Annotated in this window: 21 protein-coding genes; 17 read left to right on the forward strand and 4 right to left on the reverse strand. The window is 67.0% G+C overall.

The genetic code is table 11. The features are described from left to right. Position 1 precedes the first annotated feature (1 nt). From QM732_RS05870 to QM732_RS05880, 3 genes are read right to left on the reverse strand one after another with little or no spacing between them, the layout of a single operon-like run. Positions 2–544 carry a chromate transporter gene (locus QM732_RS05870; RefSeq protein WP_415655251.1) on the reverse strand — a complete coding sequence of 181 codons (543 nt, stop codon included), beginning with the start codon at positions 542–544 and terminating at the stop codon, positions 2–4. Further along, a complete protein-coding gene (locus tag QM732_RS05875; RefSeq protein WP_415655252.1) occupies positions 541–1,095 on the reverse strand; it encodes a chromate transporter in 555 nt (184 codons plus the stop codon). Before QM732_RS05875 ends, QM732_RS05870 begins: the two co-directional genes overlap by 4 nt. 7 nt (positions 1,096–1,102) lie before the next feature. Beyond that, positions 1,103–2,110 (reverse strand): D-2-hydroxyacid dehydrogenase family protein, encoded by a 1,008-nt coding sequence (locus QM732_RS05880; protein WP_415655253.1) that lies wholly within the window; start codon positions 2,108–2,110, stop codon positions 1,103–1,105. A gap of 81 nt (positions 2,111–2,191) precedes the next feature. On the opposite strand from QM732_RS05880, the gene QM732_RS05885 reads away from it, so the two are divergent. Next, complete coding sequence (locus tag QM732_RS05885) at positions 2,192–2,701, forward strand: DUF1993 domain-containing protein (RefSeq protein WP_415655254.1); 510 nt, start codon at positions 2,192–2,194, stop codon at positions 2,699–2,701. 27 nt (positions 2,702–2,728) lie between these two features. Here the strand turns inward: QM732_RS05885 and QM732_RS05890 are convergent, their stop codons facing one another. Continuing rightward, positions 2,729–3,379: a GntR family transcriptional regulator gene (locus tag QM732_RS05890; protein WP_415655255.1), complete on the reverse strand. Its 651-nt coding sequence runs from the start codon at positions 3,377–3,379 to the stop codon at positions 2,729–2,731. A gap of 94 nt (positions 3,380–3,473) precedes the next feature. Between QM732_RS05890 and scpA the strand changes: the two genes are divergently transcribed. The 16 genes from scpA (at position 3,474) to QM732_RS05970 (ending at position 22,693) form a co-directional block, all read left to right on the forward strand. Beyond that, complete coding sequence (scpA, locus tag QM732_RS05895) at positions 3,474–5,657, forward strand: methylmalonyl-CoA mutase (protein ID WP_415655256.1); 2,184 nt, start codon at positions 3,474–3,476, stop codon at positions 5,655–5,657. Then, positions 5,657–6,085 carry a GNAT family N-acetyltransferase gene (locus QM732_RS05900; RefSeq protein WP_415655257.1) on the forward strand — a complete coding sequence of 143 codons (429 nt, stop codon included), beginning with the start codon at positions 5,657–5,659 and terminating at the stop codon, positions 6,083–6,085. The genes scpA and QM732_RS05900 overlap by 1 nt, the downstream gene beginning before the upstream one ends. Next, positions 6,082–7,050 carry a methylmalonyl Co-A mutase-associated GTPase MeaB gene (meaB, locus tag QM732_RS05905; protein ID WP_415655258.1) on the forward strand — a complete coding sequence of 323 codons (969 nt, stop codon included), beginning with the start codon at positions 6,082–6,084 and terminating at the stop codon, positions 7,048–7,050. Before QM732_RS05900 ends, meaB begins: the two co-directional genes overlap by 4 nt. Beyond that, positions 7,047–7,436, forward strand: a complete 390-nt coding sequence (locus tag QM732_RS05910) for a VOC family protein (protein WP_415655259.1) — start codon at positions 7,047–7,049, stop codon at positions 7,434–7,436. The genes meaB and QM732_RS05910 overlap by 4 nt, the downstream gene beginning before the upstream one ends. 16 nt (positions 7,437–7,452) lie before the next feature. Continuing rightward, on the forward strand, positions 7,453–8,985 hold the full coding sequence (locus tag QM732_RS05915; RefSeq protein ID WP_415655260.1) for an acyl-CoA carboxylase subunit beta: 1,533 nt from the start codon (positions 7,453–7,455) through the stop codon (positions 8,983–8,985). Continuing rightward, positions 8,982–9,272 carry a helix-hairpin-helix domain-containing protein gene (locus QM732_RS05920; RefSeq protein ID WP_415655261.1) on the forward strand — a complete coding sequence of 97 codons (291 nt, stop codon included), beginning with the start codon at positions 8,982–8,984 and terminating at the stop codon, positions 9,270–9,272. Before QM732_RS05915 ends, QM732_RS05920 begins: the two co-directional genes overlap by 4 nt. An 11-nt stretch (positions 9,273–9,283) precedes the next feature. Next, a complete protein-coding gene (accC, locus tag QM732_RS05925) occupies positions 9,284–11,329 on the forward strand; it encodes an acetyl-CoA carboxylase biotin carboxylase subunit (RefSeq protein ID WP_415655262.1) in 2,046 nt (681 codons plus the stop codon). After that, on the forward strand, positions 11,322–12,518 hold the full coding sequence (locus QM732_RS05930; RefSeq protein WP_415655263.1) for an FAD-dependent oxidoreductase: 1,197 nt from the start codon (positions 11,322–11,324) through the stop codon (positions 12,516–12,518). The genes accC and QM732_RS05930 overlap by 8 nt, the downstream gene beginning before the upstream one ends. Positions 12,519–12,526: 8 nt before the next feature. Beyond that, positions 12,527–12,997 carry a VOC family protein gene (locus QM732_RS05935; RefSeq protein ID WP_415655264.1) on the forward strand — a complete coding sequence of 157 codons (471 nt, stop codon included), beginning with the start codon at positions 12,527–12,529 and terminating at the stop codon, positions 12,995–12,997. A gap of 207 nt (positions 12,998–13,204) precedes the next feature. Then, entirely contained in the window at positions 13,205–14,545 is a 1,341-nt protein-coding gene (locus tag QM732_RS05940; protein ID WP_415655265.1) for a hypothetical protein, read from the forward strand. 81 nt (positions 14,546–14,626) lie between these two features. Beyond that, positions 14,627–15,520, forward strand: a complete 894-nt coding sequence (locus QM732_RS05945; RefSeq protein WP_331174092.1) for a LysR family transcriptional regulator — start codon at positions 14,627–14,629, stop codon at positions 15,518–15,520. After that, positions 15,517–16,929, forward strand: a complete 1,413-nt coding sequence (gene leuC, locus QM732_RS05950) for a 3-isopropylmalate dehydratase large subunit (protein WP_415655266.1) — start codon at positions 15,517–15,519, stop codon at positions 16,927–16,929. Before QM732_RS05945 ends, leuC begins: the two co-directional genes overlap by 4 nt. Positions 16,930–16,991: 62 nt before the next feature. Then, a complete protein-coding gene (gene leuD, locus QM732_RS05955; RefSeq protein WP_415655267.1) occupies positions 16,992–17,639 on the forward strand; it encodes a 3-isopropylmalate dehydratase small subunit in 648 nt (215 codons plus the stop codon). Between the two features lies 1 nt (position 17,640). Further along, positions 17,641–18,735, forward strand: coding sequence for a 3-isopropylmalate dehydrogenase (gene leuB, locus QM732_RS05960; protein ID WP_415655268.1), 1,095 nt, complete (start codon positions 17,641–17,643; stop codon positions 18,733–18,735). 94 nt (positions 18,736–18,829) lie between these two features. Continuing rightward, positions 18,830–19,942, forward strand: a complete 1,113-nt coding sequence (gene asd, locus QM732_RS05965) for an aspartate-semialdehyde dehydrogenase (protein ID WP_415655269.1) — start codon at positions 18,830–18,832, stop codon at positions 19,940–19,942. A 276-nt stretch (positions 19,943–20,218) separates the two neighbouring features. Next, positions 20,219–22,693, forward strand: a complete 2,475-nt coding sequence (locus tag QM732_RS05970; RefSeq protein WP_415655270.1) for a FimV/HubP family polar landmark protein — start codon at positions 20,219–20,221, stop codon at positions 22,691–22,693. The last annotated feature ends 32 nt before the right edge of the window (positions 22,694–22,725 follow it).

The raw sequence follows: 22,725 nt of genomic DNA on the forward strand, positions 1-22,725 counted from the left end.
GTCAGACCAGCCCCAGCGCCCCCAGAACGCCGCCGGCGAGCACCATCCAGACCAGGCCCAACCGCGTCTTCAGTACCAGAGCGACGGTCACGGCCATCAGCGCCAGCGTGCTCCAGCGGTGCGCCTCCACCTTCAGGAACGGTTGGGCCAGCAGCCAGCCGGTCGCGATGACGAGGCCCAGCGTCAGCGGTGTCATGCCGGCCGAGAAGGCGCGCAGGCTGATGTGCTCGCGGTTGTTGCGAGCCCAGCGCGTGGCCGTCAGCGTCAGCACGCTGGACGGCAGCATCATGCCGGCCATGGAGGCTGCGGCGCCGCGCAGGCCGGCGATGTTGTAGCCCAGCACCGCCACGAAGAGGATGTTTGGTCCGGGCGCCGCCTGGGCCAGCGCGATGGAGGCGGTGAACGAGGTGTCTGTCAGCCAGCCCGTCTTGTCGACGAGATAGCGGTGCATTTCCGGCACGGTCGTGATGCCGCCGCCAATGGCCAGCAGCGACAGCGTCAGGAAATGAAGGAAGAGGGCCAGGAGATCGACCGGCGTCGTCACTGCTTCAGCCTCCACCAAGCCAGTGCCATGCCGCCGCCGCCGAGCACCACGAGCACGTGGATCAGCGGCCAGCGCAGCGGCCCGATCGCCACGAACGCCAGCAGAGCCAGGGCCAGGGCCGTTGGCCGGCCCAGCGGGCTGGCCTTCAGTGCCGGCAGCAGCTTGATGCCGGTGGCCAGGATCAGCCCGGCCGCCACGGCGCCCATGCCTCGCAATGCGTCCACAGCTACGGGGTGCCGGGCGATCTCGCCATAGACGGCGGCCAGGCCCAGCACGACGGCGGCCGGTGCCAGCAGCATGCCGGCAAGCGCGACGACGGCGCCGCGCAGGCCGAAGAAGCGGTCGCCGATCATCATCGACAGATTGACGACGTTGGGCCCCGGCAGCACCTGGGCGATGGCCAGGGTCTCGACGAACTCTTCCTTGCTCAGCCAGCCCAGGCGTTCGACCAGCTCCCTTTGGGCCACCGCCAGTACGCCCCCGAATCCCTGCAGGGCCAGGCGCGCGAACGCCAGATAGAGCTGGGTGAGGGACTGCGGGCGGCTCGACACGGAAGCTTCAGCGGTGGACCTTCAGCGCCTCGGGATTGACGATGTTCGTCGGCTGGGCCTGGATGAAGTTCAGCACGTTGTCGAAGGCCGCGTCGAAGTAGATCTCATAGCTGTCCTGCTCCACATAGCCGATGTGGGGCGTGCAGACGGCGTTCTCCAGCCGCAGCAGCGGGTGTCCCTGCAGGATGGGCTCGCTCTCGAAGACGTCGATGGCTGCCATGCCGGGGCGGCCGCGGTTCAGCGCCGACACCAGCGCGTTCTCGACGACGAGTTCGGCGCGCGAGGTGTTCACGAACAGCGCCGTCGGCTTCATGTGCGCCAGGTCCTCTGCCGTGACGATGCCGCGCGTCGCGTCGCACAGCCGCAGGTGGACGGACAGCACGTCCGCCTCGGCAAAGAAGGCTTCGCGGCTGGCCGCGGCCTGGTAGCCATCAGCCTCGGCCCTGAGGCGCGAGGCCTCGCTGCCCCAGACCATCACCTGCATGCCGAAGGCGCGGCCGTAGCCGGCCACCAGTTGGCCGATCTTGCCGTAGCCCCAGACGCCCAGCGTCTTTCCGCGCAGCACCATGCCCACGCCGAAGTTGGCTGGCATGGAAGCCGCCTTCAACCCGGCCTGCTGCCAGGCGCCATGCTTGAGGTTGCCGATGTACTGTGGCAGCCGCCGCATGGAGGCCATGATCAGGGCCCAGGTCAGCTCTGCCGGCGCCACCGGGCTGCCCACGCCCTCGGCCACGGCAATGCCCAGCCGTGTGCAGGCGTCGACGTCGATATGACTGCCGACCCGGCCGGTCTGCGAGATCAGCTTGAGCTTGGGGAGTTTCTCGAGCAGTTGGCGCGGGAAGGCCGTGCGTTCGCGGATCAGTACCAGCACCTCGGCATCGCGCAGCCGCACGGACAGCTGGCCGATGCCCTTGACCGTGTTCGTGAACACCTTTGCGTTCAGCGGTTCCAGCTTGGTGGCGCAGCGGAGCTTCCTGACAGCATCTTGGTAGTCGTCGAGGATGATCACATTCATGGCTGGGGGCATTGTGCCCCGCGGCGCCACGCGTGGCCGGCATGCTGGCTACCATCGGTTTCCCTCAATGGAGAGCACCCGATGACCACGATTTCCATGCACGCAGCCAGCGTACCGGCCTTCGCCCGGATGCTGGGCAACATGCTTCACTGGCTGGAGGCCGCCAAGGCCCATGCCGAGGCCAGAAAGTTCGCGCCAGATGCTTACCTTGCGTTGCGTCTGGCACCCGACATGCTGCCTTTCACAAAGCAGATCCAGATCGCCAGCGATGCCGCCAAGGGCTGCGTAGCCCGACTGGCCGGCCGGGAGATCCCCAAGTACGAGGACAACGAGGCGACGCTGGACGAGCTCGCCGAACGTATCAGGAAGACACGCGACTACGTGCTGTCGGTGCCCGCCGAGGCCTTCGCGGGTAGCGAGGACCGCGAGATCACCATCCCGCGCCGCTCGGGCGACCCGCTGAAGTTCGACGGCCTGAGCTATCTGCGCCACTACGCCACGCCCAATTTCTATTTCCACGCCACGACGGCTTACGCGCTGCTGCGTCACGCGGGCGTGCCGCTGGGCAAGGGCGACTACCTGGGCGGCTGATCCGCCGCGACCTGGAGTCAGCTCCGGTCAGGACGTGGCCGTCGCAGCCAGGCCGTTGTCGAAATGCGCGATGACGAGGCGCCTGCAGGCCTCGGCATCGCGTGCGCGCAGCGCCGCGAGCATGTCGCGGTGCTCGGCCAGGGATTCGGCCAGCCGTCCCTCGCGGAACAGCGAGTGGTGGCGGTTCAGCTTCATCAGGCGGCGCAGGTCGTGCACCATCTGCTGGCGCCAGCGGTTGCCTTCCAGCTCCAGGATACGCAGGTGAAAGCGCTCGTTGGCAGCAAAGAACTCGTCGCGGTCGGGTAGGGCGGCTTCCAACTGCTGGTGCAGGCCGTCCAGTTCGGCCAGTTCGGCGTCGCTGGCGCCGGTGGCCACCCGCGCGGCGGCGTCGCTTTCCAGCAGTGCGAGCAGTTGATAGGCTTCCCGCACGTCCCGCTCGCTCATCTCGGTTACATAGGCGCCCCGGCGCAGCTTCATTGTCACCAGGCCTTCTGCGGCCAGCACCTTGAGAGCCTCGCGCAGCGGTGTGCGGCTGATGCCCAGTTCGCCGCTGAGCTTGAGCTCATCGATCCACGCGCCCGGCTCCAACTCGCGCGCCAGGATGCGCTGGCGCAGCCGGTCGGCCACCTGCTCGTACAGGGCAGTGGAAGTGAGGGGGGCGGCGGTTTGGTCTGGCATGGCGAGGTAAATGTCAGCTCAGTGTAGTGCTTCTGAATTCATAATTATGAATGACGGACCGCTATGATGCTGGGCCAGTTACAGGAGAGTTTCGATGTCGGATGCCAGCCGCGCCGGGGAGGCCCCGGAGTTCAAGACCGCCACGCTGGAGCAGTGGAACAAGGCCGCCGCCAAGTCCGCCCCGGGTGGCGACGTGACGGCGCTGAACTGGGTCACGCCCGAGGGGCTGACGGTAAAGCCGCTCTATACCGCGGCAGACACGGCGGGCCTGCCGCATGCTGACACGCTGCCCGGATTCGAGCCTTTTCTGCGCGGCCCGCAGGCCACGATGTACGCGGCGCGGCCCTGGACCATCCGTCAGTACGCCGGTTTCTCCACCGCCGAGGAGAGCAACGCCTTCTACCGCAAGGCGCTGGCGGCCGGCGGGCAGGGCGTGTCGGTGGCCTTCGACCTGGCCACCCACCGCGGCTACGACAGCGACCACCCGCGCGTGACCGGCGACGTGGGCAAGGCCGGCGTGGCCATCGATTCGGTGGAGGACATGAAGATCCTGTTCGACGGCATCCCGCTGGACAAGGTGTCCGTCTCCATGACCATGAATGGCGCCGTTCTGCCGGTGCTCGCGGGCTACGTCGTCGCGGCGGAGGAGCAGGGCGTGGGCCAGCAACAGCTGGCCGGGACCATCCAGAACGACATCCTCAAGGAGTTCATGGTTCGCAACACCTACATCTACCCGCCGCAGCCGTCGATGCGCATCGTCGGCGACATCATCGAGTACACGGCACGGGAGATGCCCAAGTTCAACTCCATCTCCATCTCCGGCTATCACATGCAGGAGGCGGGTGCGACGCAGGCACTTGAGCTGGCCTTCACGCTGGCCGACGGCCAGGAGTACGTGAAGACGGCCATGGCCAAGGGCCTGAGCGTTGATGACTTCGCGCCGCGGCTGTCGTTCTTCTGGGCCATCGGAATGAACTTCTATCTCGAGATCGCCAAGATGCGCGCTGCGCGCCTGCTGTGGTGCCGCATCATGAAGGGCTTCGGCGCCACATCGCCCAAGAGCCTGATGCTGCGCACCCACTGCCAGACCTCGGGGTGGAGCCTGACCGAGCAGGATCCGTACAACAACGTCGTGCGGACCACCATCGAGGCCATGGCCGCCGTGTTCGGCGGCACGCAGTCCCTGCATACCAACTCGCTGGACGAGGCCATTGCACTGCCCACCGAGTTCAGCAGCCGCATCGCGCGCAACACCCAGCTCATCATCCAGGAAGAGACCCACATCACCAACGTGGTGGATCCCTGGGCAGGCAGCTACATGATGGAGAAGCTCACCCAGGACATGGCCGGCAAGGCGTGGGCCATCATCGAGGAGGTGAACGCCCAGGGCGGCATGATCAAGGCGGTGGACTCCGGCTGGGCCAAGCTCAAGATCGAGGCTAGCGCCGCCGAGAAGCAGGCGCGCATCGATTCGGGCCAGGACGTCATCGTGGGCGTCAACAAGTACAAGCTGGCCAAGGAAGACGCGATCGAGATCCTCGACGTGGACAACGTGAAGGTGCGGGAGGCGCAGATCGAGCGATTGAAGAGGATCAAGGCCACGCGCGACGCGGACGCCGTGCAGGCGGCTCTGGGCGCGCTGACGCGCGCGGCCGAGAACGGCGAGGGCAATCTGCTGGACCTCAGCATCCAGGCCATGCGGCTGCGTGCGACGGTGGGCGAGGTGTCGGACGCGCTGGAGTCCGCCTTCGGCCGGCACCGTGCCGATACGCACAAGGTCAGCGGCGTCTACGCGGCCGCCTACGACTCCGCCGAGGGCTGGGCCAAGCTGCAGGGCGAGATCGCCGCCTTCGGCGACGAACAGGGGCGCCGTCCGCGCGTGATGATCGCCAAGCTGGGTCAGGACGGCCACGACCGCGGTGCCAAGGTCGTCGCTACCGCCTTCGCCGACCTGGGTTTCGACGTGGACATCGGTCCGTTGTTCCAGACCCCCGAGGAATGCGCACGCCAGGCCATCGAGAACGACGTGCATGCGGTGGGCGTGTCCACCCTCGCCGCAGGCCACAAGACGCTGGTACCGGCCATCATTGCCGAACTTCGTCGCCAGGGTGCGGACGACATCATCGTCTTCGTCGGCGGCGTCATCCCGCAGCAGGACTATGGCTTTCTGTATGACGCTGGTGTGAAGGGCATCTACGGCCCGGGCACGCCCATCCCGGCGAGCGCCAAGGGAGTGCTGGAGGCGATCAAGGCTCAGTTGGCGGGAGTGCCTGCCTGATGATGCCGACGCTGGCGCCCGTCGCCGAGGCGGACTTCGAGGCCATGCTGGCGCTGCGCATCGAGGCGTTGCGTGAAAGCCTGGAGCGGCTGGGTCGCTTCAGCCCCGAGGTGGCGCGCACCCGGCTGAAAAGCCAGTTCCGGCCCGAATGGATGCAGCATCTCGTCGTGGGCGGAGAACGCGTGGGCTACTTCACGGTCGAGCCGCGCGAGCGCGAACTGCGGCTGCATCACCTCTACCTGAAGCCGTCGGCGCAAGGTCGGGGCATAGGCGCCTGGGTGCTGGAGCGGCTCAAGGCGCAAGGCCAGCCGATCACACTGGCTGCGCTGCGAGAAAGCCGCGCCAACGACTTCTACCGTCGCCATGGCTTTCGTATGGTGGAAGAGGGCGACTTCGACATCGAATACCGCTGGGAGGCGGCGGCATGAGCCTGGCCGAGCCGCTCAAGGCTGGCCAGCGCCGCGCGCTGGCCAAGGCCATCACCCTGGTCGAGTCCACCCGGGCCGACCATCGTGAACAGGCCGACGCGTTGCTGACCGAATTGATGCCCGCCACCGGCCGGGCGCTGCGACTGGGCATTTCCGGCGTGCCGGGGGTGGGCAAGAGCACCTTCATCGAGGCTTTCGGTGTCTTCTTGCTGGAGCATGGCCACCGCGTGGCCGTGCTGACCATCGATCCATCCAGCAGCGTCTCCGGCGGCGCCATCCTGGGCGACAAGACGCGCATGGAGAGGCTGTCCATGGACCCGCGCGCCTTCATCCGCCCAAGCCCCAGCGGCGGCACGCTGGGAGGCGTGGCCGAGAAGACGCGCGAGGCCCTGCTGCTGTGCGAGGCGGCCGGCTATGACGTCGTCATCGTCGAGACCGTGGGCGTGGGCCAGAGCGAGACGGCCGTGGCAGGCATGACCGACCTCTACCTGCTGCTCCAGTTGCCTAATGCGGGTGATGACCTGCAGGCCATCAAGAAGGGCGTCATGGAGCTGGCCGATCTGGTTGTCATCAACAAGGCGGACCTGGACGATGCGGCCGCAACGCGCGCGCAGGCGCAGATCACGTCCGCGCTGCGGCTGATGCCGGCCCATGCCCATGCTTCGCAGCGCGTGATGAAGGTCAGCGCGCTGAAGTCCGACGGCATCGCGCCAGTGTGGGCCGCGCTGACGGCGCTGCGCGATGAGCGCGAGGCCAGTGGTGCATGGGACGCCCGACGGCGCGAGCAGTCGCTGGCGTGGATGTGGGATCGCATTCAGTCCGGACTGAAGCAGGCCTTCGTCGCCCATTCGGGTGTCCGTGCTCAGCTCGATGCCGCGACAGCCGCCGTGCGCGAGGGCCGCACGCCCGCCTCCGCGGCCGCACGCCAGCTGCTTGCCGTCTTCCAGCCCGGGAGCCCAGCTTGATCTCCGGCCTGCACCACATCAACCTGCGTGCGCCGGCGCCGCTGCTGGCGGCGCTGCGCGACTTCTACCGCGACGTGCTGGGTCTGGAGGTCGGTCCACGGCCGGACTTCGGCAGTCCGGGCTACTGGCTCTATGCCGGCGGCCACCCCATCGTGCACCTGTCCGAGCAGCGGCCGGGCGAGGTGCCGCGCGGCCCCGTCGATCCGGATGCACCGAGCACCTACGACCATGCCGCCTTCGCCGCTACCGATGCCGCCGCGATGGCTGTGCACCTGGGCCGGCTTGGCGTGCGCTTCCACGAGAGCCGTTCTGCCGTGACCGGCCAGCATCAGTTCTTCTTCTCCGATCCCGCCGGCAACGGTGTGGAGATCAATTTCCCGTTCTGACGAAAGCGTCAACACCATGCATGACATCCTGCAAGCACTCGAAGCCAAGCGCGCCCGCGCGCGGCTGGGCGGCGGCGACAAGCGCATCGCCGCGCAGCACGCCAAGGGCAAGCTGACCGCGCGCGAGCGGCTGGAGTTGCTGTTCGATGAGGGCAGCTTCGAGGAATGGGACATGTTCGTCGAGCACCGCTGCGTGGACTTCGGCATGTCCGACAACAAGATCCCCGGTGATGGCGTCGTGACCGGCTACGGCATGATCAACGGCCGTCTGGCGTTTGCTTTCAGCCAGGACTTCACCGTCTTCGGAGGCGCTTTGAGCGAAGCCCATGCCGAGAAGATCTGCAAGGTGATGGACCAGGCCATGAAGGTCGGTGCTCCCGTCATCGGCCTGAATGACTCGGGCGGCGCGCGCATCCAGGAGGGCGTGGCTTCCTTGGGCGGCTACGCGGACGTGTTCCAGAAGAATGTGATGGCGTCGGGTGTCATACCGCAGATCAGCATGATCATGGGTCCTTGCGCCGGTGGCGCCGTGTACTCGCCAGCCATGACCGACTTCATCTTCATGGTCAAGGACAGCTCGTACATGTTCGTCACCGGCCCCGAGGTCGTGAAGACCGTGACGCACGAAGAGGTCACAGCCGAAGAGCTGGGCGGCGCCACCACGCACAACACCCGCAGCGGCGTGGCCGACCTGGCCTTCGAGAATGACGTCGAGGCGCTGCTGATGCTGCGCCGCTTCTTCAACTACCTGCCGTTGTCCAACCGTGAGAAGGCGCCCGTGCGTCCCAGTGGTGACCCGGCGTCGCGGTTGGACCTGTCGCTGGACACGCTGGTGCCCGACAACCCCAACAAGCCGTATGACATCAAGGAGCTGATCCTGAAGGTCGTGGACGACGGCGACTTCTTCGAGCTGCAGCCCGACTACGCCAAGAACATCGTCACCGGCTTCGCGCGCATGGAGGGCCAGACGGTGGGCATCGTCGCCAACCAGCCGTTGGTGCTGGCCGGCTGCCTGGACATCAAGAGCAGCATCAAGGCCGCGCGCTTCGTGCGTTTCTGCGATGCCTTCCACATCCCCGTCATCACCTTCGTCGACGTGCCTGGCTTCATGCCTGGGACCTCGCAGGAGTACGGCGGCATCATCAAGCACGGCGCCAAGCTGCTCTACGCCTACGCCGAGTGCACGGTGCCCAAGATCACCGTCATCACGCGCAAGGCCTACGGCGGTGCCTACGACGTGATGGCCTCCAAGCACCTGCGTGGGGACGTCAATTTCGCCTGGCCCAACGCCGAGATCGCGGTCATGGGCGCCAAGGGCGCGGTGGAGATCATCTTCCGCGAGGACAAGAAGGACCCGGCCAAGCTGGCAGAGCGCGAGGCCGAGTACAAGGCCCGCTTCGCCAACCCCTTCGTGGCTGGTGCCCGTGGCTTTATCGACGATGTCATCCAGCCGCACGAGACGCGCAAGCGCATCTGCCGCTCGCTGGCGATGCTGAAGGACAAGAAGCTGGAGAACCCGTGGCGCAAGCACGGGAACATCCCGCTGTGAGCAAGGCCAGTTGCGCCGCCGAAGTGAAGCGGCTCACCGACATCCCCAACATCGGCAAGGCGATGGAGGCGGATCTCATCGGCTTGGGGCTGACGACGCCGGCGGACGTGAAGCGCATGGACCCCTTCGAGACCTATGACCGCCTGCGCGATCCCATGGGACTGCGCCACGATCCCTGCGTGCTGGACACCTTCATGGCCGCGCACGACTTCATGAACGGCGGGCCTGCCCAGCCGTGGTGGAACTTCACGGAGCAGCGCAAGAAGCTGCTCGCGAAAACGAAATAACGAGGCACTGCATGTTCACCAAAATCCTCATTGCGAATCGGGGTGAGATCGCCTGCCGGGTCATTGCGACCGCCAGGAAGATGGGCATCAAGACCGTCGCCGTCTATTCCGAGGCCGACAAGGACGCCAGCCATGTCGAGCTGGCGGATGAGGCCGTGCTGCTCGGCCCGGCGCCGTCCCGCGAGAGCTACCTCGTGGCCGACAAGATCATTGCCGCCTGCAAGCAGACCGGAGCCCAGGCCCTGCACCCGGGCTACGGCTTCCTGTCGGAGAACGAAGACTTCGCGCGCCGCTGTGAAGAGGAGGGCATCGTATTCATCGGTCCCAAGCACCACAGCATTGCAGCCATGGGCGACAAGATCGCGTCCAAGAAACTGGCGAACGAGGCCAAGGTCTCCACCATCCCCGGCCACAACGAGCCCATCCTGGCGCCGGAAGAGGCGGTGGAGATCGCCAAGCGCATCGGCTACCCGGTGATGATCAAGGCAAGCGCGGGCGGCGGCGGCAAGGGCCTGCGCGTGGCCTTCAACGACAAGGAGTGCTTTGAAGGCTTCACGTCCTGCCGCAACGAGGCGCGCAACAGCTTCGGCGACGACCGCGTCTTCATGGAGAAGTTCGTCGAGCAGCCGCGCCACATCGAGATCCAGGTGCTGGGCGACTCGCAAGGCAACGTCGTCTATCTGTGGGAGCGCGAGTGCTCCATCCAGCGTCGCCACCAGAAGGTCATCGAGGAGGCTCCGTCGCCCTTCATCAGCGAAGCCACGCGCCGCGCGATGGGCGAGCAGGCCGTGGCCCTGGCCAAGGCCGTCAAGTACCAGAGCGCCGGCACGGTGGAGTTCGTCGTCGGCAAGGACCAGGACTTCTATTTCCTGGAGATGAACACCCGGCTGCAGGTGGAGCACCCGGTCACCGAATGCATCACCGGGCTGGACCTGGTGGAGCAGATGATCCGCGTCGCCGCGGGCGAGCCGCTGCCCTTCACGCAGGCTGACATCAAGCGCGACGGCTGGGCCATCGAATGCCGCATCAACGCGGAAGATCCCTTCCGCAACTTCCTGCCGTCCACTGGCCGCCTGGTGCGCTACCAGCCGCCGGAGACCAGCATGGTGCAGGCCGAACCTGGCCGCTTCGGTGTGCGCGTGGACACCGGCGTCTACGAGGGCGGCGAGATCCCGATGTTCTATGACTCGATGATCGCAAAGCTCATCGTGCACGGGAAGGACCGCGCTGAGGCGATCGCCAAGATGCGCGAGGCACTCAACGGCTTCGTCATTCGCGGCGTGTCCAGCAACATCCCCTTCCAGGCGGCGCTGCTGGGACATGCGGACTTCGCGACCGGCAACTTCAACACTGGCTTCATTGCCCAGCACTACGCCGGCGGCTTCAAGGCCGAGGACGTGCCGCACGAGGATCCGCTGTTCCTGGTCGCGCTGGCGGGCTTCATCCGCCGCAAGGCGCGCGAGCGCGAGGCCGGCATCAGCGGCCAGTTGCGTGGCCACGAAGTGCAGATCGAGCACGACTACGTCGCCGTCGTGAACCTGGGTGGTGGGCGTAGCGAGCAGCATGCCTTGCGTATCAGCGAGTTCGCTGGCGCCCTGGGTGAGGCTCGCGTGCAGGTGGGCGACAAGGACTACCGCATCGTCTCCAGCTCGCGGCTGAACGACGTCCGCATTACCGGCACTGTCAACGGTCTGGTGTTCACGGCCCAGGCCGAGCGCGGCACGGCCAGGAACCCGCTGGCCTACCGTATCCAGCACGGTGGCCGCTCCATCGAGCTGACGGTACTGAGCCCGCGCGCGGCCGAGCTGCAGGCGCTGATGCCCTACAAGGCGCCGCCCGACACCTCCAAGCTGCTGCTGTCGCCAATGCCGGGCCTTCTGGTGCATCTGGCCGCTCAGGTGGGCCAGACCGTGCAGGCTGGCGAGCGACTGGCGGTCATCGAGGCCATGAAGATGGAGAACATCCTCACCGCCCAGCAGGACGTGACCGTGGCGGAGATCCTGGCCAAGCCAGGCGAAAGCCTGTCGGTGGACCAGCCCATACTGCGCTTTGCCTGAATCCGTTGCCATCGTCGGCGCGGGTGTCGCCGGCGCGGCGGCAGCCATCCGGCTGGCCGAGCGCGGCGTGCAGGTCGACCTCTACGAGGCCGTGCCGGAGCCTCGGCCTGTCGGCGCCGGCCTGCTGCTGCAGCCCACCGGTCAGCACGTGCTGGCTGCCATGGGCCTGCTGGACCAGGCGCTCGCGCTAGGCACGCGCGTGGACCGGCTGTTCGGCGACACGCCTGCAGGTCGGACCGTGCTGGACATGAGCTACCGCCGCTTCCATCCCGAGGCCTACGGACTGGGGCTGCAGCGTGGCGCGCTGATGGGACTGCTGTGGGGCCGCCTGCGCGAGCTTGGCGTGCGCTGGCATTGCGGTGCGGCGGTGGAGGGATTCGAGCAAGACAACCAGGGTGTAACGCTCAGTCGGGCCGACGGCGGCACGTCCCGTCACGCGGCCCTCATTCTCGCCAGCGGGAGCTTCTCGAAGCTGCGTCAGGGGCTGAAGGTGCGCCAGCATGCGCGCCTCTTCCCCTGGGGAGCTGTCTGGACGGTGCTGCCCGCGCCGGCGGGCTTTCCGCAGATCGAACTGCGCCAGCGCTTTCGCTCGGCCTCGCAGATGCTGGGCCTGATGCCGGTCGGCAGGGCAAGCTCCGCGGACGTTCAGCGCGGCATCAACCTGTTCTGGAGCCTTCCGGTGGCCGAGCTGGAGGACTGGTCGACGCGCATGGGCCTGGACCGGCTCAAGCAGCAGATGGCGGGACTCTTCCCCGACGTTGCACCTTTGATCGCAGGGCTGACAGACCCGGCCCAGTTGCGTGAGGCGCGCTACGCCGATGTCTGGATGGCGCGCTGGCATGACGGCCGCGTGCTGGCGATCGGCGACTGCGCCCATGGCATGAGCCCGCAGCTGGGGCAGGGGGCCAACATGGCGCTCATCGATGCACACGAACTCGCTGCCGAGGCCGTTGGTGACTGGCCCCAGGTCTTCCAGCGCTACACGCGTCGCCGCCGCACCCACCTGCGCTTCTATGGCCAGGCCAGCAAGGGCCTGACGCCCATGTTCCAGTCCCATGCCGTCGTCGCCCCCTGGCTGCGAGACCGTTTCTTCGGCTGGGGTGGCCGGCTGCCCTATATCCATCAACAATCCATCGCCACCCTGGCTGGCTACAAGACCGGCTGGCTGTGGGGGCGGCTCAAACTGTGACGACGATCATGAGCAATACCCGACCCTTTCGCATTCTTGGCCTGCAGCAGATCGCCATCGGCGCTCTGGACAAGGGCAAGCTGCGCCACCTGTGGGTGGATCTGCTGGGCGTGCCCGTAACCGGCAACTTCAGGAGCGAACGCGAGAACGTCGACGAGGACATCTGCACGCTGGGGCAGGGCGCCCATGCCGTAGAGGTCGACCTGATGCAGCCGATGGACCCCGAGAAGAAGCCGGCCGTCCACACGACGCCGCTGAATCACATCGGCCTGTGGGTGGACGACCTGCCGGTGGCCGTGCAATGGCTGGAGGCGCAGGGCTTGCGCTTCGCTCCGGGCGGTATCCGCCGGGGCGCCGCGGGCCATGACATCTGCTTCGTTCATCCCAAGGGCAACGAGCAGTTCCCGTTCGGCGGTGAGGGCGTGCTGATCGAGCTGGTGCAGGCGCCGCCTGAGGTCGTTGCCGCGCTGACGGCTTGATCGTTCGCGAAGCACTGCTTCCCGAATCGCCGCTTCCGGGAAACCGTACCCATGCGTAACCTGCACGCAGCAAAACTTGCGCGTGCCTCGCTGGGCTGACCGGCCCCTGGCACACCGGGAGGCGGGGCGGCCACAAGCCGTCTCGTAGATCCGGTCGCAAGGCTTTGCGCGGGCCAGAATCGGCGCCTTCGATTCTCGAGCCGCCCCATGCGCCTTGCCTTCGCCCTGTCCGCCGTGCTGCTGCCTGCCCTTGCGCAGGCCTGGGGTAACCACACGCCGCTGTGCTATCGCGCTTTCGAGCGCATGCCCGAAGTCGCGAACGCGGCGCCGGTGAAGGCCGAGCCCCTGGCTGACTTTTTGCGCGACCAGGAGGGCGCAATAGCCCGCGAGCTGGACGCCCAGGAGGCCTGGGCGCGCGAGCACCTGAAAGGCCACGCCGCGCGACCCGATGCGCTGCGCTTTGTTCCCGATGCCAAGCGCAGCGACGCTGACCGCCGCGTCGCCTTCTTGCGCGCGTTGCGGCTGTCCCCGCAGTCCCGACTGGCCCTCTATCTGCAACCCGACGCGCGCGATGTCACGCCGACGCGGCCCGCCATTGATGCGAGCCTCGTCACCGCAGTGAAGCCGGGGGCCGGCGCTACGCAGCGCTTCGCCGCCTTGCAGCCTGGCGAGGCGGTTGCGGCTCTGGCCGTGGTGGCTTCGGCCTGTGACGAGCCCGACTATGGCCTCGACCTCAACCTCTTCGACGACAACCCGGGTCATCCGGAGAATCCGTCCTATGGGTTCGGCAAGCAGCCCTTCGGCAACCCGGCCGTGGCCATCGGCTCGCAGGCACCCTTCCACATGGGCTTTTTCCATCAGGGCTTCATCTTCAACACGCTGGCGCCGAGCTTCGCGCGCACGTTCACCGAACTTCGGGTGCAGCAGTACGGCGGTCTGGCGGTCCTGGCCTGGCAGACTGGCCACGCCTATTGGGGCTGGCGCTTTGCCGGCATGGCCTTGCATCATGTCGAGGACCTGACCCAGCCGTATCACGCCAGCGCTGCGCCGGGCGCGACGCTGGGCCGCATGATGTGGGTCAACCTCAAGGCGCAGCTCGGCATGCCGGCGGACCGGCAGGGCCTGGTGGTGCTGCAGGGTAACCGCCACTTCGTCCTTGAGGAATTCCAGACCCGCTGGATCATCGATGCAGCCCGCCAGCGCCGCGACGGGCCGCTGGAGCTGGCCTTGCGCGACGCGGCCCGCGACGGGGGCTACCCGGCCTGGAGTGCGGGCTACGTACGCGACACCGTCGCCGCCGAGGCCTTCCATGCCGGCCCGGCCACGGATGCCGCCGTCGTCGTCGGCGCGCCGGCGAAATTCGTCACCGACCCCCATTTCGACTTCGCCGCCAACGAGGATCGCTTCGGCCCTGAGCTTGCGCATGACCTGCAGGGGCAGCGCGAGGGCCTGCACCGGGCCGTCGCGGAGCTGCTGGGTCACTTCGGAGCCCATAGTCGCAATGCCTTGCGCGGGCTGTTGAGGAAGGCCGCTCGGATTCCACAATGAATTCGTGAGCGACGAAACAAAAGTCGCTTTCTGGCGCAGAATGGCCTGATTCGCGAAGGCTATGCTGGAGTCCGACTCATCATGCGACACGACCTCACCACCCTCAACCTCGTGCTGGCCATCGAGCAGACCCGCTCGATCACGCGCGGCGCTGCCCAGGAGCACCTGGCGTTGGCCGCTGCCAGCAAGCGCCTCTCGGACCTGGAAAGCCGCCTCGGCGTGCAGCTCTTCGAGCGGCGCGCGCGTGGTGTCGAACCGACCGAGGCGGGGCGGGCGCTGGTGCGTCACATCCGCTCGCTGCATGCGTCGCTCTATGCCCTCGAGACCGAGGTCATGGAGTTTTCGCGCGGCATCAAGGGCCATCTGCGTATCGCGGCCAACAGCAGTGCCATCACCGAGGCGTTGCCGCCGCATCTGGTGGGCTTCTCGCAGGCCCACGCGCAGATCCGCATCAGCTTGGAAGACCTCACCAGCGCCGAGGCCCAGGCCGCGGTTGCCGAGGGGCGGGCCGACGTGGGCGTCTTCTCGCCGCCGCTGCTGGACAACCGGCTGCAGACCTGGGTCTTCGCCCATGGCCGGCTGGCTGCGTTGGTGCCGCTGAAGCACCCGCTGGCCCAGCGTGAAGAGGTGAGGTTCGACGATCTGCTGGCCTATGACCTCATTGGCCTGCATGCCGGCGCCAGCGCGCAGGAGCTGATGCGCGAGCAGGCCGCGGCACGCGGCAAGACGCTGAACGCGCGCTGGCAGGTGCGTGGTTTCGATGCCATCGCCCAGCTCGTCGAGGCGGGCCTTGGCGTGGCCGTGCTGCCCGAGCAACCGGCCGAGCGTTTCACACGCGTCTTCGGCGTGCGTTGCCTGCGCCTGGAAGAACCTTGGGCCGAGCGCGAGTATGTACTTGGCGTGTTGCGCCAGCAGCGGCTGCCGACGGTGGTGCAGCGCTTCGTCGACACGCTGATTCCACGAGATAAGCAATGACATCCAGAACCCTCTACGACAAGCTCTGGGATGAGCATGTCGTGCATACCGAGCCCGACGGCACGGCGCTGCTCTACATCGATCGCCACCTCGTTCATGAGGTGACCAGCCCGCAGGCCTTCGAAGGCCTGGACCTGGCAGGCCGCAAGGTCTGGCGCCTGAGTGCCAACCTGGCGGTCAGCGACCACAACGTGCCGACGACGGACCGTAGCGCCGGCATCGCCGATCCGGTCTCCAGGCTGCAAGTGGACACGCTGGACGCGAACTGCGACCGCTTCGGCATCACGCAGTTCAAGATGAGTGACCGCCGCCAGGGCATCGTTCATGTCATCGGCCCCGAGCAGGGCGCCACGCTGCCCGGCATGACGGTGGTCTGTGGCGACAGTCACACGTCCACCCACGGCGCCTTCGGCGCGCTGGCGCATGGCATCGGCACCAGCGAGGTCGAGCATGTGCTTGCCACGCAGACACTGTCGGCCAAGAAGGCCAAGAACCTGCTCGTCAAGGTCGAGGGCAAGCTGCCCGCTGGCTGTGGCGCCAAGGACATCGTCCTCGCCATCATTGGCAGGATCGGCACAGCAGGCGGCACGGGCTACACCATCGAATTCGCCGGGTCCGCCATCCGTGCGCTGAGCATGGAAGGCCGCATGACAGTGTGCAACATGGCCATCGAGGCTGGCGCCCGCGCCGGCCTGATCGGCGTGGACGACACGACCATCCAGTACGTGCGTGGCCGCCCCTTCTCCCCGCAGGGTGTGGAGTGGGAGCAGGCCGTCACCTACTGGCGTACGCTGCACTCCGACGCCGGTGCGCATTTCGACAAAGTCGTCGAGATCGACGCCGCGCAGATCCGTCCCCAGGTCACCTGGGGTACGTCGCCCGAGATGGTGCTGTCCATCGACGATCGCGTGCCCGACCCTGACAAGGAGCGTGACGACGTCAAGCGCGGCGCCATCGAGCGCGCGCTGACCTACATGGCACTGGAGCCCAACAAGGCCATCAGCGACATCCACGTCGACAAGGTCTTCATCGGCTCGTGCACGAACAGCCGCATCGAGGACATGCGCGAGGCCGCGGCCATCGTGCGCCGCGTGGGCGGCCGTGTCGCCAGGAACATCAAGCTGGCGCTGGTGGTGCCGGGCTCAGGCCTCGTCAAGGCGCAGGCCGAGGCGGAGGGGTTGGACCAGGTCTTCAAGGCCGCGGGCTTCGAATGGCGCGAGCCGGGCTGCTCCATGTGCCTGGCCATGAACGCCGACCGGCTGGAGCCCGGCGAGCGCTGCGCGTCCACCAGCAACCGCAACTTCGAAGGCCGCCAGGGCGCCGGTGGGCGCACCCATCTCGTCAGCCCTGCGATGGCCGCGGCGGCCGCGATGACCGGCCATTTCGTCGACGTCCGGACGCTTTCCTAATGTTTTGCGGGACGGACCGCCCGAGCGAAGCGAGCAGCTCTGTCCCCAACTGATTGAGACCTATGGACAAGTTCATCCTTCACAAGGGCCTGGTCGCGCCCATGGACCGCGAGAACGTCGACACCGACGCGATCATCCCCAAGCAGTTCCTGAAGTCGATCAAGCGCTCGGGCTTCGGCCCCAACCTGTTCGACGAGTGGCGCTATCTGGACCATGGCGAGCCCGGCCAGGACCCGGCCAGCCGCCGACCCAACCCCGACTTCGTGCTGAACCAGCCGCGCTATGCCGGTGCCAGCGTGCTGATTGCGCGCCAGAACTTCGGCTGCGGCTCCAGCCGCGAGCACGCGCCGTGGGCGCTGCAGCAATACGGCTTCCGGGCCATTCTGGCGCCCAGCTTCGCTGACATCTTCTTCAACAACTGCTTCAAGAATGGGCTGCTTCCCATCGTCATGCCGGAGTCGGCGATGAACCAGCTGTTCGACGAGGTGAAGGCCTTCCCCGGCTACCAGCTGGCCATCGATCTGCCGCGCCAGGTGGTCGTCAAGCCCGACGGTGCCGAGATCCCCTTCGACATCGAGCCCTTCCGCAAGGAATGCCTGTTGGGCGGCCTGGACGAGATCGGCTTGACGTTGCAGCACACCGACAAGATTCGCGCCTATGAGGCCGCCCGCATCGCCGCCAAGCCCTGGCTCAACAATCGAGTGATTTGAAATGAAGAAGATTGCAGTACTGCCGGGCGACGGCATTGGCCCGGAGATCATGGCCGAGGCGGTCAAGGTGTTGAAGGCCCTGGACCTGCCCTTGCAGCTGGAATGGGCGGACGTGGGCGGCAAGGCCTACGAGACCAGCGGGCACCCGCTGCCGCCGGCCACGCTCAAGCTGGCTCAGGAAGCCGACGCGGTGCTGTTTGGCGCGGTGGGCGACTGGAAGTACGACAAGCTGGAGCGTGCGCTGCGACCCGAGCAGGCCATCCTGGGCCTGCGCAAGGCGCTCGGGCTGTTCGCCAATTTCCGTCCGGCCATCTGCTACGAGCAACTGACGCACGCGTCCTCGCTGAAGCCCGAGCTGGTTGCCGGTCTGGACATCCTGATCATTAGGGAGCTCACCGGGGACATCTACTTCGGCCAGCCGCGCGGTCGTCGCACGGCCGTGGACGGCCATTTCCCCGGTGCCGACGAGGCCTTCGACACGATGCGCTACTCGCGCCCCGAGGTTGAGCGCATCGCCCACGTCGCCTTCCAGGCCGCGCGCAAGCGCAACAAGCGCCTGACCAGCGTTGACAAGGCCAATGTGCTGGAGACCTCGCAGTTCTGGAAGGACGTCGTCATCGAGGTCCATGCCCAGTACCCCGACGTGGAACTGGACCACATGTACGTGGACAACGCGGCGATGCAGTTGGTCAAGGCGCCCAAGAAATTCGACGTTGTCGTGACCGGCAACATGTTCGGCGACATCCTTTCCGACGAAGCCGCGATGCTGACGGGTTCCATCGGCATGCTGCCGTCCGCCTCGTTGGATGCGAACAACAAGGGCCTCTACGAACCCAGCCACGGCAGCGCGCCGGACATCGCGGGCAAGGGAATTGCGAACCCGCTGGCTACAATCCTGTCCGCTGCCATGATGCTCAAGTTCTCCCTCAACCTGCCCGACGCTGCCGCTCGTATCGAGTCGGCCGTGCAGTCGGTGCTGGCCGGAGGCTTGCGCACCGCCGACATCTGGAGTGAAGGCACCTCGAAGGTTTCCACCATCGAGATGGGCGACGCTGTCGTCAAAGCCATCACGACCACCAAAACCATTAAGAGCTAAAGCTCCGTCTCGTCTCGCCCCTCCAAACCCGGCGAACGAGCCGGGGCCCGAAGTGGATGGGGTTTGGTGACAGTACAGACGAAAGGATTTGAAGATGACGACCTTGGTAGGCCTCGTAGGCTGGCGTGGCATGGTGGGTTCGGTGCTCATGGAGCGCATGACCGCCGAGCGCGATTTCGACCTGATCGAACCGCTGTTCTTCTCGACCTCGAATGCCGGAGGCGCTGCCCCGGCTCAGGCCAAGAACGAGAAGTCGCTGCAGAACGCCTTCGACATCGAACAGCTCAAGCGCTGCGACATCATCATCACCGCCCAGGGCGGCGACTACACGACCGAGGTCTATCCCAAGCTGCGCGCCGCAGGCTGGACCGGCCATTGGATCGATGCCGCCTCGACGCTGCGCATGGCCGATGACGCCGTCATCATCCTGGATCCAGTCAACCGCCCCGTCATTGACGAGGCGCTGAGCAGCGGCGGCAAGAACTGGATCGGCGGCAACTGCACTGTCAGCTGCATGCTGATGGGTGTAGGCGCGCTGTACAAGGCCGGCCTCGTCGAGTGGATGTCCACCCAGACCTATCAGGCGGCTTCCGGCGGCGGTGCCCAGCACATGCGCGAACTGCTGACCCAGTACGGCACGCTGAACGCATCGGTGAAGCCTTTGCTGGACGACCCCAAGAGCGCAATCCTCGAGATCGACCGTCAGGTCATCGCCAAGCAGCGCTCGCTGTCTGCGGAGGAAACGGCCAACTTCGGCGTACCGCTGGGCGGTTCGCTGATCCCATGGATCGACAAGGACCTGGGCAACGGCATGTCCAAGGAAGAGTGGAAGGGCATGGCCGAGACCAACAAGATCCTCGGCTCTGGTGCCATCCCCGTCGATGGGTTCTGCGTGCGCGTCGGCGCGATGCGCTGCCACAGCCAGGCATTGACCTTCAAGCTGAAGAAGGACGTGCCGCTGGCCGACATCGAAGCCATGATTGCCGCCGACAACGCGTGGGTGAAGGTCGTGCCGAATACACGGGAGGCGACGATTCGTGACCTCACGCCTGTGGCCGTCACTGGCACGATGAGCATCCCCGTTGGCCGACTGCGCAAGCTGGCGATGGGGCCGGAGTACCTGGGCGCTTTCACGATCGGCGACCAGTTGCTGTGGGGCGCCGCCGAACCGCTGCGCCGCATGCTGCGCATCCTGCTGGAACGGTAAATCGCTTACGGTCTTTTACGCTTGGACCTAGGGTTCACCCGGGCGTCGATATTGAAACCAAACTACACATGAGGTATCGCGTGAGCATTTCAGCGTATATGCTTGATACCGTTGTGTTTTTGATTCGAAACTCGACGCATGTCACACCGTGCAGACCAAGTTCATGCAGCGCGTGCTGAAGATCGAGACAGGCGGGGCCCTCAACAGCCCCGCCTTGTTGCTTTGGGGAATGCCTTGAAAGACCACATCCGCGACGCATTCGAGGGAGTTCGACCCATGGGCTTTGCTCGCCATCACATCGCGCTGGCTGCGCTGCTCATGGCCAGCGGCAGCGTGCAGGCCCTGGGCCTGGGCAAGCTCAACGTGCAGTCGGGCCTCGGCGAGACCATGCGCGCCGAGATCGACGTCACCAGCCTGACGGCCGAAGAGGCCGCCACGCTCAAGGCACGCATCGCGCCTCCTGATTCCTATCGTGCTTCCGGCGTCGAGTACAACCCGGTGCTGACCTCGACCCACGTCCAGGTCGTGCGCAACAACGGCCGCACCGTACTGCGCGTCAGCAGCGACCGCTCGGTGCAGGAGCCCTTCGTCGACGTCATCCTCGAGTTGAGCTGGTCCAGCGGCCGCCTGGTGCGCGAGTACACGCTGCTGTTTGACCCGCCGGGCCTGCCCAAGCCGGCTCCCGTCATCACCGCGCCGCCGGCCATCGCCGCGGCACCCGCGCCTGCGCCTGCCATGGCCGCCTCCAGCGAGGCCGTGCCTGCGCCGGCGCCGGCCGTCACGGCGGCGCTGCCACGCAATGCCGCAGCGCCGGCCGCCGCCCGTCCACCGGCACCGGCACCGGCCGCCGAGCCGGTGCGCCCGCCCGTCACCGCCAGTTCCCAGTACACGGTGCGCTCGGGCGACTCGCTGTCCAGGGTCGCGGCCCGGACCCAGGTCAGCGGTATCTCGCTGGACCAGATGCTGGTCGGCCTGTTCCGCAACAACCCCGACGCCTTCATCGATGGCAACATGAATCGGCTCAAGGCCGGTTCGACGTTGCAAGTGCCGGGTAGCGATGCGCTGGCTGCGATCTCCCATGGCGAGGCGCGCCAGATCATCGTGGCCCAGAGCGCCGACTTCTCGGCCTACCGCCAGCGCCTCGCCTCTGCTGCCCCCACCCTGCAGAACGCCGAGAGCGAGCGACAGTCCAAGGGTCAGGTGCAGGCTGCCGTCGAGGACCGCAAGCCCGCTGCCGCGCCGACACCGGACAAGCTCACGCTCAGCAAGGCCGGCGGTGGTGCCGCCAGCGCCGCCGAGACCAAGCTGTCCAAGGACGCCGAGAAAAAGGACGCCGCTGCGCGTGTGGCCGAGCTGACGCGCAACGTCGAGGAGCTGAAGAAGCTCTCCAGCGCCGCCCAGCCGACCGCGCCTGGCGCCGCCACGTCGGCCCCGGTGTTGCCGGCCCCGGCGCCGGTGGTTGCGGCCGTCGAGGCTGCCTCGGCGGCGACCGCCGCCAGTGCCCCCGCGTCGCGGCCCGCCGTCCGTGCCAGTGCGCCCCTGGCGCCGCCGCCGGCCGCCGAGCCGCCGGGCTTCCTCGAGCAGTTGCTGGACAGTCCTATCGTGTTGCCGCTGGCCGGCGTTCTCGTCGCTGTGCTGGGCGGGTTGGGCCTCTACCGCCTGCGGTCGCGCCGCGCGGTCAGCGCGCCTGAGACAGGCTTCCACGAGAGCCGCCTGCAGCCGGATTCGTTCTTCGGCGGCACCGGTGGCCAGCGAGTCGACACACGGGATGGCCAGAACAGTGGTCAGTCGTCCATGAGCTACTCGCTGAGCCAGCTCGACGCCATTGGCGACGTGGACCCGGTCGCCGAGGCCGACGTCTACCTGGCCTATGGGCGTGACCTGCAGGCCGAGGAGATCCTCAAGGAAGCGCTGCGCGCCAATCCGACGCGCCTGGCCATCCGCCTGAAGCTGCTGGAGGTCTACGCCAAGCGCCGCGACACCAAGGGCTTCGAGCAGCTCGCCGTGCAGCTCTATGCCGAGACCAAGGGCACGGGCGAGGACTGGGCCAAGGCCCAGGAGCTGGGCCGCGGTATCGACCCGGACAACCCGCTCTACCAGCCCGGTGGCGCGCCCGCCCATGTCGAGGACGGCCCTGAGCTGCGCCCCGAGCCGATGAATGCCAGCACGCTGCCGCAGACGGCCCTGCCGCCCGGCGCCGCGGTTGCCGCGACCGCGGCGCATCTGGCGACCGACGTGATGCGCGGCGGCCCCGACACGGGTCCCGTGAGCGGCTTCGACCTGGCCTTGGACCTGGACCTCGACGCGCCCGAGCCGGTGTCGCCGACGGCCATGGCCGCGACCCAGGCCATGCCGGCATCGGTCGAGCAGGCGCCGATGACGATGGACTTCGACATCTCGGCCCGCGGCACTCGCACGGCGCCGCCAGCGCCGGACCTGAACTTCGACCTCAGCGGCATGGGCGACCTGCCGGTCATCGCTGCGCCGCCGGCTGCTGCGTCGACTGACCTGGACTTCGATCTCGGCGATGCCTTGCAGCCTGCTGAGGCTGGCACGGACCACCTGGCCCAATCACTGGACGTGCTCGGCGATGACGACGGTGACCCGCTGCTGCGCCAGCTCGAGCTGGCCGACGAGTTCCGCCAGATCGGCGACACGGAGGGTGCCCGGGAGGTGCTGCAGGAGCTGATCCAGCGTGCCAGCGGACCCTTGCGTGACAAGGCGCAGGCCATGCTCAACGAGTTGCGCTGAACGCAGCCGCGATACTTCCACGCCCGGCCTTG

The sequence above is a fragment of the Roseateles sp. genome (genome assembly GCF_047654805.1).
GTDB lineage: Bacteria > Pseudomonadota > Gammaproteobacteria > Burkholderiales > Burkholderiaceae_C > Pelomonas.

Coding starts and splice junctions, on each gene's coding strand:
- QM732_RS05880 (WP_415655253.1), bottom strand. CDS start 2,110: ATGAATGTGATCATCCTCGACGACTACCAAGATGCTGTCAGGAAGCTC.
- QM732_RS05885 (WP_415655254.1), top strand. CDS start 2,192: ATGACCACGATTTCCATGCACGCAGCCAGCGTACCGGCCTTCGCCCGG.
- QM732_RS05890 (WP_415655255.1), bottom strand. CDS start 3,379: ATGCCAGACCAAACCGCCGCCCCCCTCACTTCCACTGCCCTGTACGAG.
- scpA (WP_415655256.1), top strand. CDS start 3,474: ATGTCGGATGCCAGCCGCGCCGGGGAGGCCCCGGAGTTCAAGACCGCC.
- QM732_RS05900 (WP_415655257.1), top strand. CDS start 5,657: ATGATGCCGACGCTGGCGCCCGTCGCCGAGGCGGACTTCGAGGCCATG.
- meaB (WP_415655258.1), top strand. CDS start 6,082: ATGAGCCTGGCCGAGCCGCTCAAGGCTGGCCAGCGCCGCGCGCTGGCC.
- QM732_RS05915 (WP_415655260.1), top strand. CDS start 7,453: ATGCATGACATCCTGCAAGCACTCGAAGCCAAGCGCGCCCGCGCGCGG.
- accC (WP_415655262.1), top strand. CDS start 9,284: ATGTTCACCAAAATCCTCATTGCGAATCGGGGTGAGATCGCCTGCCGG.
- QM732_RS05935 (WP_415655264.1), top strand. CDS start 12,527: ATGAGCAATACCCGACCCTTTCGCATTCTTGGCCTGCAGCAGATCGCC.
- QM732_RS05940 (WP_415655265.1), top strand. CDS start 13,205: ATGCGCCTTGCCTTCGCCCTGTCCGCCGTGCTGCTGCCTGCCCTTGCG.
- QM732_RS05945 (WP_331174092.1), top strand. CDS start 14,627: ATGCGACACGACCTCACCACCCTCAACCTCGTGCTGGCCATCGAGCAG.
- leuC (WP_415655266.1), top strand. CDS start 15,517: ATGACATCCAGAACCCTCTACGACAAGCTCTGGGATGAGCATGTCGTG.
- leuD (WP_415655267.1), top strand. CDS start 16,992: ATGGACAAGTTCATCCTTCACAAGGGCCTGGTCGCGCCCATGGACCGC.
- leuB (WP_415655268.1), top strand. CDS start 17,641: ATGAAGAAGATTGCAGTACTGCCGGGCGACGGCATTGGCCCGGAGATC.
- asd (WP_415655269.1), top strand. CDS start 18,830: ATGACGACCTTGGTAGGCCTCGTAGGCTGGCGTGGCATGGTGGGTTCG.
- QM732_RS05970 (WP_415655270.1), top strand. CDS start 20,219: ATGGGCTTTGCTCGCCATCACATCGCGCTGGCTGCGCTGCTCATGGCC.